The 8936-nt window shown below is 60.8% G+C and carries 7 protein-coding genes and 1 pseudogene; 7 read left to right on the forward strand and 1 reads right to left on the reverse strand.

The window, feature by feature from the left end:
- From ABQE93_RS26915 to ABQE93_RS26945, 7 genes are all read left to right on the forward strand, one after another.
- A partial coding sequence (locus ABQE93_RS26915) for an alpha/beta fold hydrolase (RefSeq protein WP_448411953.1) occupies positions 1–792 on the forward strand: 792 nt, incomplete at its 5' end.
- Positions 793–796: 4 nt separating this feature from the next.
- A complete protein-coding gene (locus ABQE93_RS26920) occupies positions 797–1069 on the forward strand; it encodes a hypothetical protein (protein ID WP_448411951.1) in 273 nt (90 codons plus the stop codon).
- A gap of 10 nt (positions 1070–1079) precedes the next feature.
- Complete coding sequence (locus tag ABQE93_RS26925; RefSeq protein WP_131815219.1) at positions 1080–1937, forward strand: DODA-type extradiol aromatic ring-opening family dioxygenase; 858 nt, start codon at positions 1080–1082, stop codon at positions 1935–1937.
- Positions 1938–1944: 7 nt separating this feature from the next.
- Entirely contained in the window at positions 1945–2295 is a 351-nt protein-coding gene (locus ABQE93_RS26930; protein ID WP_165614229.1) for a non-heme iron oxygenase ferredoxin subunit, read from the forward strand.
- A 29-nt stretch (positions 2296–2324) separates the two neighbouring features.
- Positions 2325–3536: an NAD(P)/FAD-dependent oxidoreductase gene (locus tag ABQE93_RS26935; RefSeq protein WP_448411948.1), complete on the forward strand. Its 1212-nt coding sequence runs from the start codon at positions 2325–2327 to the stop codon at positions 3534–3536.
- A gap of 524 nt (positions 3537–4060) precedes the next feature.
- Positions 4061–6373 (forward strand): LuxR C-terminal-related transcriptional regulator, encoded by a 2313-nt coding sequence (locus ABQE93_RS26940; protein WP_448411946.1) that lies wholly within the window; start codon positions 4061–4063, stop codon positions 6371–6373.
- Between the two features lie 27 nt (positions 6374–6400).
- Positions 6401–7462: an IS630 family transposase gene (locus tag ABQE93_RS26945; protein WP_448411944.1), complete on the forward strand. Its 1062-nt coding sequence runs from the start codon at positions 6401–6403 to the stop codon at positions 7460–7462.
- 221 nt (positions 7463–7683) lie between these two features.
- Here the strand turns inward: ABQE93_RS26945 and ABQE93_RS26950 are convergent.
- Positions 7684–8872 (reverse strand): annotated as a pseudogene (locus ABQE93_RS26950) (IS3 family transposase).
- Positions 8873–8936 lie beyond the last annotated feature (64 nt).

Here is an 8936-nt window from a genome sequence, read left to right on the forward strand (position 1 = left end):
GAGATCGAAACGCATTACTGGGAATCGGGGTCAGGCTCTCCGCTCGTGTTGATCCATGGCGGAGGTGCCGGCGCAGATGCGTGGGGTAACTGGGCACCGTTGATGGCTACGTTCGCATCACAATTCCGAACCATCGCCTTAGATATGGTGGGCTTCGGACGCAGCCGAGTCCGCGGAAACAGTGATGGTTTCGAATACTCCCAGGACGCGCGCGTAAGCCATCTAAAGGCATTTCTCGATGCTGTGGGCTTGGAGCAGGTCTCACTCATCGGCAACTCGATGGGGGGGGCCACCGCCTTAGGTCTCGCGATGACAGAGCCAGCGCGGGTCAAGACGTTGGTTCTCATGGGCAGTGCTGGCCTGAACCGCGCCTTTTCGCCCCAGTTGCAAACGATCTTGAATTACCGAGAACCGAATCGCGATGATATGGCTCGAATCGTTGGCGCCCTAACTCACGAAAGCTTCGTTCCAGCTGATGATTTGGTTGACTATCGCTATAAGCTCACATGCGATCCCGTAGTGATGGACGCCTACCGGCGGACGATGGCGTGGGTTCGCGAGCACGGCGGATTGCATTATGCCGAGGACGACATCGCTTCGGTATCTGTTCCGACGCTCGTCGTATCGGGTCGCGAAGACGCCGTGGTTCCGTTGCTCGAGTCAGTCCGCTTCCATCAATTGATCGAAGAGTCTCGCCTCTATGCGATTCCTCGCTGTGGACATTGGGCGATGATTGAGCATCCCGCGGAATTCGCTCGCGTTTCACTCGATTTCCTTCTGTCACAGGGGTAGCGGGATGAGTTCAACTGGGTTACGGCGCATGGTGGAAGACGGGCTGACAAGCGATGACTCGTGGCAGTCCATTCGTGCCCTCGATGAAGAGTTTCTTTCGCGTTACTCGCTGTCATCGGACGAGATGAACATCGTGCGCAACAAGCCGACGCCCGAAAAGTTTGCTTCAGTGGGCCTGCCACCCTTGTTAGCGATGTGGGGCTCGTTCATGTGCAACCCAGAGTTCGAGCGAATGATGAGTGCGGGCGAGTACTTCGCCGCGGCTATGGACGAATAGGAGAGTGTGGGTGGGTAAAGTCATCGGTGCCTTCGCAACGTCGCACACAATGTTCCCTAGCCAAGGCGTTGAGGACCAAGCGAGAAAGGTTGTCGACGGGTTCGCAGAACTTGGGCGCAGAATCCGGGCCCTCGGTCCGGATCTTGTGGTGGTGGTGTCCTCCGAACATGGCCCGACTCTGCTGCCCAGCGGTCCACAACCGCCGTTTACCGTCCCGGTGGTCGATTCGTTCTCCACATTCGGGGAGATGAACATTCCGAAGGTGCAAATCTCGTCAGATGCCAATTTTGCTGGCGGATTCGTGTCGTATGCGGGCGCCGAGGGGTTCGATATCGCCACAATGAGTAGTTTCCGCGCGGACCACGGACTAGCCATTCCGATCCTCATGATGCTTTCCTTGGACGACGTCGTAGTCATGCCGCTCGTTATCGGTACGCAATCGATGCATGCGCTTGCCGCGCCGAGTCGTTGCTATCGGCTGGGTCAGGTGCTATCTGACTACGTGCGCACCCGTGCGGAACGAATAGTTGTGGTGGGGTGCGGCGGATTGTCGCATTGGCCGGGTACTCCGCAGATGGGCCGGATTAACGAGCAGTTCGACGCCGAGTTTCTGGCGTTGCTCGCCGCGGGTGACGGTGGCTACGCAGCCAGCTGGACCAACGACTATATCCTCGAGCATGCCGGCAACGGTGGCCTGGAGATACGCAATTGGATCTTCGCGGCAGCCACATTAGGTGACCCGGGCGGCGAAACCCTTTACTACGAACCAATTACGCCCTGGAGCACGGGGATGAGTGCATTCGCCTTTACTAGCCCACAAGAGGCCGCAGCGCAAAGGATGTCGCAGCGCCTATTGCAGAGAAAGTGAGAGAAATGTGAGTGTGCAGAAGGTTAGCGGCTGCAGATTGGTGAAGGTCGCCGACTACGCCGATCTGGTCGATGAGGAACCTGCGGGGATAGAGGTCGCCGGAGAGGATGTGATGGTGGTTCGCATCGGCGATGCGATCTACGCCTTGGGCAACGTCTGCAGCCATGCCGAAGCGTGGTTGGATTCCGGTGAGCTTCATGTCGACACATTGGAGATCGAATGCCCTCTGCATGAAGGCAAGTTCGACCTGCGTTCCGGACAGGCGACAGCGTTGCCGTGCGTCGAACCGGTGAAAAAATACGACGTCGTTGTGGACGGAACCGAAGTGCTCATTGCCGTCCCAGAAAGTGAGTTATGAACACTGGGTCCGCGGCGGTGGGCTGACCCATGGCAACTCAGAAGGCACCCTATCTAGTCGTCGGTGGAGGGCTGGCAGCTGGGAGTGCAGTGGAATTACTGGCTAAGAAGAATCGCGGCGGGGTCGCTTTGGTCAGCGCTGAACATCACGTGCCCTACGCTCGCCCGCCGTTGTCGAAGGCTGTGTTGTCAGGGGCGGCCGAACCGTCCTCGGTGTTCTTCAAAGACAACGACTTCTACCGAGAGCGGGGAATCCAGCTCGTCCTCGGCGATGCTGCATGCGGGCTCGATGTCGACGAACGGGTGGTGACCCTGCTATCAGGGAGGCAGATGGCCTACGAAAACCTCCTTATCGCGACTGGCGTGACGGCGGCACGACTGTCCATACCGGGGGCCTCGCTGCCGGGGGTCCATACCTTGCGCAATCTCGAGGATGCGGTACGTCTGCGAGATGACATTGGCCCCGGAAGAGTCGTTGTCGTGGTTGGTGGAGGATTCATCGGTTGTGAGGTCGCGGCTACCGCCACCGCTCGCGGTGCGCGGGTTCACGTCGTCGAGAGGGATGGTGCGCTGATGCAGCGCGCGTTGGGTCACCAAATTGGAACGATTCTCGCCGACTATCACCGCCGTGCCGGAGTTCAAATCCATTTGGGCGTCACCATAGAGAAGATCCATGGCGAACAACGCGCCGCTGCTGTCTGTTTGAACACTGGCGCCGTCGTCGCCTGTGATGTGGTCGTCGTCGGAGTAGGCAGTCGCACAGCGACCTCATGGGTCGCCGCGGCGGGTATAGAGATGTCTGAGGGCGGCATCATCATCGACGAGCACTGTCGCACTTCTGATCGACACGTCTATGCAGCAGGGGACGTTGCGGCGATGGCTTCGCTGACATCGAAGCGTCATGTGCGTATTGAGCACGAATCTAACGCCCAACAACAAGGTGCGGTAGCAGCCCGCAACATGCTTGGACAACCGACGACTTACAAGTCGCTGCCGTTTGTATGGTCACATCAGTTCGGTCTCGACATATGGTGTCTGGGTGAAACTTCTGCACACAACGCCGTTGAGATCGCCGGTGATGTCTCGAACCATCGATTCGTGGCGGTCTACCGCAACGCTAATCGAATCACCGGTGTCTTCGGGGTCAACTGCGGAGTGCCCGGCCAGGTGCGGCACTTGATGCGCGCAGGGAAAAGTTTCAGCGCGAACGAGCTGTGGAGCGCTGCTGCGCAGACGGGCTAGTAGCGCGCACGCAGGCAGCCGAGTCCGGTCCATATGAATGTGATCTTTATATGTTGGTTTGATAGCGGACATGATATAAACGCTATAACGATCGCAAGGCGTCCCGGAGGAACGATGTCGCCACACCGGCTCGCTGCTAAACGGAGGTACTCAGTTCCTGACATCAAAGAGGTTCCCGCCAAACCGCAGCCCTGCTACGCGGATCTAGGTGGCGAGTGGGCTGATCAATTAAAGGGTGGGGCCCGCATGCTATCGACCGGTAACGCCGAGAAGCCACACCTGCGAATGGAACTGATCTGGCCTGACCGCAACACCACGTCTAAGCCGTGGCGGGGCCCGCGGCTCCGAATCGCCGATGAATGACGAATCCCCCGCCCGATGTGGCGATCTTCCCATCGACGGTTTGGGAAAATGCTGCACGGTGACACGGCGGTACGGTTTGCGGTTACTATCCGACGGCAATGCGTGCACGGAGATGCCGGCCCTGCGTCACTGCCACGAAGGTGCTTCCAAGTAGGTGACAGATGAAGGTCCCCGAGGGAAACCTCCCCGCGGAGGTCACTGGCTTCGTCGGACGGCGCCGCGAATTGACTGAACTGCGTGCGCTGCTCGAAGAGTCACGGTTGGTGACGCTGACAGGCGTCGGCGGCGTTGGCAAGACTCGTATGGCGCTCAAGGTGGCCACGGACACGCGCCGGGCGTTCCGCCAGGGAGCATGGTTCGTCGAGCTCGCCACACTGCAGGACCCGACCCTGGTGGCCGACACGGTGGCCAGCGTGCTCGGTGTGGTCAAGCACACCACGAGGACGGCGCTGGCACAACTACAGCACTACCTTGCTGATCGACAGATGCTCATCATCCTCGACAATTGTGAGCATCTCAGCGACGCTTGTGCTGGCATGGTCAGTGAGCTACTTCGTGCCGCGCCAGCCGTGCGTTTCATCGTCACCAGTCGGCATTCGCTCGGTGTGCTAGGGGAACAGATCTTCACCGTGCCACCGATGTCCACACCGTCGTCGGCCGAGCCAGTCGATACATCGGCGCTCGCGCAATTCGACTCGGTGACGCTACTGTGCGCTCGGGCCTCGAGCGCAGCGGAGGGTTTTCAACTCACCGAAGATAACAGCGCTCTGGTCGCGCGCCTCTGTGAGCGACTTGACGGCATCCCACTGGCCATCGAACTGGCAGCCGCCCGGTTGAGAACGTTAACGGTTGCTGACGTACTCGACCGGTTGGACCGCCGATTCCAGCTCCTCAACGCGGGCAACAGCGCAGCGCTGCCCCGCCACCAGACGCTCGAGGCGCTCCTAGGCTGGAGCTATGCATTGTGCGCGCCGAAGGAACAAGCTTTATGGGCACGGCTTTCAGTCTTCGCGGGCAGCTTCACGCTCCCCGCCGTCGAGGCGGTGTGCGCGGGTACGGGGCTGGCTAGCCAAGACATGCTCGACCTGGTGGACGCGTTGGTACGCAAGTCCATCCTCATTGCCGAACGTGTTGGCGAGCAGATGAGGTACCGCCTGTTGGAAACCGTGCGCGAGTACGGCAGCGCTCGGCTCACCAGGACGAAAGAAACTTGGCGCTTGCAGGAAGCTCACCGCGGGTATTTCCAGCGGCTGGCTGAACAAGGTTTCGCTGAATGGTGTAGCCGCGGGCAATCGGAATGGCTGACCCGGCTCCGTCTGGACCACGCCAATCTGCGCGTGGCCTTCGACCGCTGTATCGACACCGCTGACAGTGAGCAGGCATGCGCGCTGGCGGCCGCGCTTCAGTGGTATTGGATCGCCGGTGGGAGCCTGCGAGAGGGCCGCCGCTGGCTCGCGCAGGCCTTAGCCGCTGCCGATGGCCAGGACCTTCAACCCGCGATTGTCCGAGCGATGTGGGTGGACGCTTATCTTGCACTGCTGCGCGGGGAGACCTCGTTGGCAGTTGCCCGCCTCGATGAAGCGGAACGAATCGCCAGGGTCGTCGAGGCCGGAGAGCTAGACGGCTTCATTGCTCAACTTCGGGGTATGGCGGCGCTCTTCGAGGGCGAGCTCGAGCACGCCCGTCATTTCTATGAGACAGCGCTGACGCGTTACGAGGAATGCGGAGACACCATCGCGGTGGTATTTATGCTGTTCCAGCTTGCTGTGGTGTGCCTCTTCTGCGGGGACCATGATGTGGCCGCGGCCCACTGTGAGCGTTCAATTCGACTTAGCGCACGGTTTGGCGAGCGATGGGCAGCTTCCTATGCGCTTTGGGTTCTGGCGCTCAACCGGTGGTCGGTTGGTGATTACGTCAGCGCCACCGATCTAGCTCGCGAAAGCCTCCGCGTGAAAGCCGATTTCGGTGATCATCTAGGCATCGCGCACATGATCGAGATGCTGGCCTGGATCGCTGCTTCCGACGGGCGCTACGCCGAAGGCGCGCGGCTGCTCGGCTCGGCGCACGCCCTATGGCACAACCTCGGCACATCGATGGAATCGTTCGGCACACACCTGGCCAGCTGCCACGCCGCCACCGTGGCACGTATCCGCGAAGCGCTTGGGGCCGACGTGACAGAGGCTCTGATTGCCGAAGGGGCAGCGACACCAACAAATCCCATGATGGCCGACTTGACCTCCGACATAAACAAGCCAGCATGCGAGCCCGTCCAGAAGGACGCGTGCACCCTTACCGCAAGGGAATTGGAAGTTGCCGAGCTGGTTACGCGCGGGATGACCAACCGACAAATCGCCGCGAAACTAGTCCTGTCAAGCCGGACAATCGATAGCCATGTTCAACATATTCTCACCAAGCTCGGATTCAGCTCACGCAGTCAAATCGCCAGCTGGTTCGCTAGTGTCGTGCGTCATTAATTAGTTTACGGTGTGGGATGATGGTGTATGCCGTCATCTGCACTGATGATCAGTCCTGAAGATCGTGTGATGTTGGAGTCGTGGACTCGGTCCTCGACGGTGTCTGCCGGCCATGTCGAGCGGGCGCGGATTGTGTTGGCCGTGGCCGATGGTGCCGGTACCTCGGGTGCGGCGCGACTGGTGGGGGTGTCGCGGCCGACGGTGATCAAGTGGCGGGATCGTTTCGCCGCGTACGGCATTGACGGTCTCGATGACGAACCCAGAAGTGGTCGGCCCAAGACCGTCGATGATGCGGCGATCCTGGCGGCCACGCTGGAGCCGCCACCGGACTCGTTGGCAGTCACGCACTGGTCGAGTCGGCTGTTGGGAAAGTATCTCGGTGTCGGGGATGCCACGGTGGCCCGGGCGTGGCGACGCTACGGGGTCAAGCCGTGGCGCCGGGAGACGTTCAAGTTCTCCACCGACCCAGAATTGGAGGCCAAGGTCCGCGACGTGATCGGGTTGTATCTGAACCCGCTTGCCAAGGCGGTCGTGTTGTGCGTGGACGAAAAAAGCCAGATTCAGGCGCTTAACCGGACTCAGCCGATCCTGCCGATGCGGCCAGGGCTGCCGGAAAAGGCCACCCACGACTATCAGCGCAACGGCACCGCGACCTTGTTCGCCGCGCTCGAGATCGCGACCGGCAAAGTGACCGACCGCTGCTATGAACGACACGGTAAGGCCGAGTTTTTGGACTTCCTCAAAGCGGTGGCCCGTGCTTACCCGCGGCGGCGATTGCACGTGGTGTGCGACAACTACCACACTCACAAGCACGCCGACATCAACGCCTGGCTGGACAAGAATCCGCGCGTGACACTGCATTTCACCCCGACCTCAGGGTCATGGCTCAACCTGGTCGAGGTGTTCTTCTCGATCATCACCCGCCAGGCGATCCGTCGCGGATCGTTTGACAGCGTCAAAGAACTCATCGCCGCCATCGGTGCATTCATCGACGGCTGGAACCAACGCTGCCACCCCTTCGTGTGGACCAAGACTGCAGACGAAGTCCTGCCTCACACCCGTAAACCAAATTCAGACGCGCGACACTAGCCGCTAGCCTTGACAGCGTCTGATCCGGAGCCATCAACCATCGGTACCTTGCTTCACCCGTACTGCAGTGGCATCCCAGCTCGATCGTGTCAGGCGGTCTGAAGAGAGCGTCAGGTGACAGTGGAGGGCGAGATCACGCTCCTCGAAGTTGTCATGCATCCTTGCCGCACCGCGCTGCTGACGAGTGTCTTTGGGCTTGACCCCGTTTGGTGGACACAGGGTCAGGCGGCTTGTGCCGTCTGAGTGATCTGGTTCTCGTAGTCGACCGGCGCGATCATCCCGATCGAGGAGTGGCGCCGACGTCGGTTATAGACCCGCTCGATCCAGTCGCCAACGGCGGGCCTAGCGGCTGCCTTGGTGGGCCACAAGTAGCGGTCATAGAACTCGACTTTCATTGTGGCCCAGAATGATTCCTGCTGAGCGTTGTCCCAGCACACGCCGGTGCGGCCCACTGGGCGGGCCAGGTTGTGATCGTGGGCAAACCGGGCCAGCTGTGCACTGGTGAACTGGCAGCCACGATCAGCGTGCAACACCACCTGCTCGGCCAACTCACCGCGCAGCGCCACCGCCATCGCCACGGCCGACTCGACCAGGTCGGTGCGCATGTGATCATCGATGGCCCAGCCGATCACCCGCCGCGAGCAGCCATCGCGAACCGCGCACAAGTACAGCCAGCCCTCACCGGTACGTAGATAGGTGATATCCGACGTCCAGACCCGGTCCAGCTCACCGACATCGAAACGACGCTTGACCAGGTCTTTGGGTATCGCAGCGTCCAGGTCGACGATCGTGGTGACCGGTGCGAGCGTGCGCGGGCTGACCCCGGCCAGCCCTTGGCGGCGCAGCGACGCCGCCACCGTCTTGCGTGACACCGTCTCACCGTCATCGCGCAGATCGGCCAGGATCCGTGGCGCCCCGTACACCCGTCAGAGGCGTGGTGGCAGGCAGCGATTTTGACGTCCAACTCGGCACGGCGCCGAGCTGCCGGCGAGGGTCCCGCTGCCTGGGTCATGCGCCATTTGTAGAACCCCGAACGCGACACCTCCAGCAGCGTGCACATGCGCGTGATCGGATAGGTTGCCTTCTCCGCTTCGATCAGCCGGTAGGCGTCTACTGGTTCTGCTCGGAGGCGAAGAAGGCTGCGGCTTTTTTTAAAAACTGCCGATCCAAACGTAATTCGGCGTTCTCCTTGCGCAACCGTTCCAGCTCGGCACGCTCATCAGTATCAAGCACCGCGTCATTATTACCGGCGTCAGCTGCCTCGCGGGCTCGGCGCACCCAGCGGCCCAGCAATTGCTCACCCACACCGATCTCCGCGGCCACATGAGCCACCGGCCGACCAGTTTCGAGCACCAGGCGGGCAGCCTGCTCCCGAAACTCCGGGGTGTACTTCTTGCGCTTGCCCGACATACGGACATCCTTCCCGTGGGACCACCAGTCCCACCAGTCAGGTGTCCACCATCAGGGGTCAACC

Source organism: Mycolicibacterium sp. XJ662, assembly GCF_053484035.1.

Coding starts and splice junctions, on each gene's coding strand:
- ABQE93_RS26920 (WP_448411951.1), top strand. CDS start 797: ATGAGTTCAACTGGGTTACGGCGCATGGTGGAAGACGGGCTGACAAGC.
- ABQE93_RS26935 (WP_448411948.1), top strand. CDS start 2,325: ATGGCAACTCAGAAGGCACCCTATCTAGTCGTCGGTGGAGGGCTGGCA.
- ABQE93_RS26940 (WP_448411946.1), top strand. CDS start 4,061: ATGAAGGTCCCCGAGGGAAACCTCCCCGCGGAGGTCACTGGCTTCGTC.
- ABQE93_RS26945 (WP_448411944.1), top strand. CDS start 6,401: ATGCCGTCATCTGCACTGATGATCAGTCCTGAAGATCGTGTGATGTTG.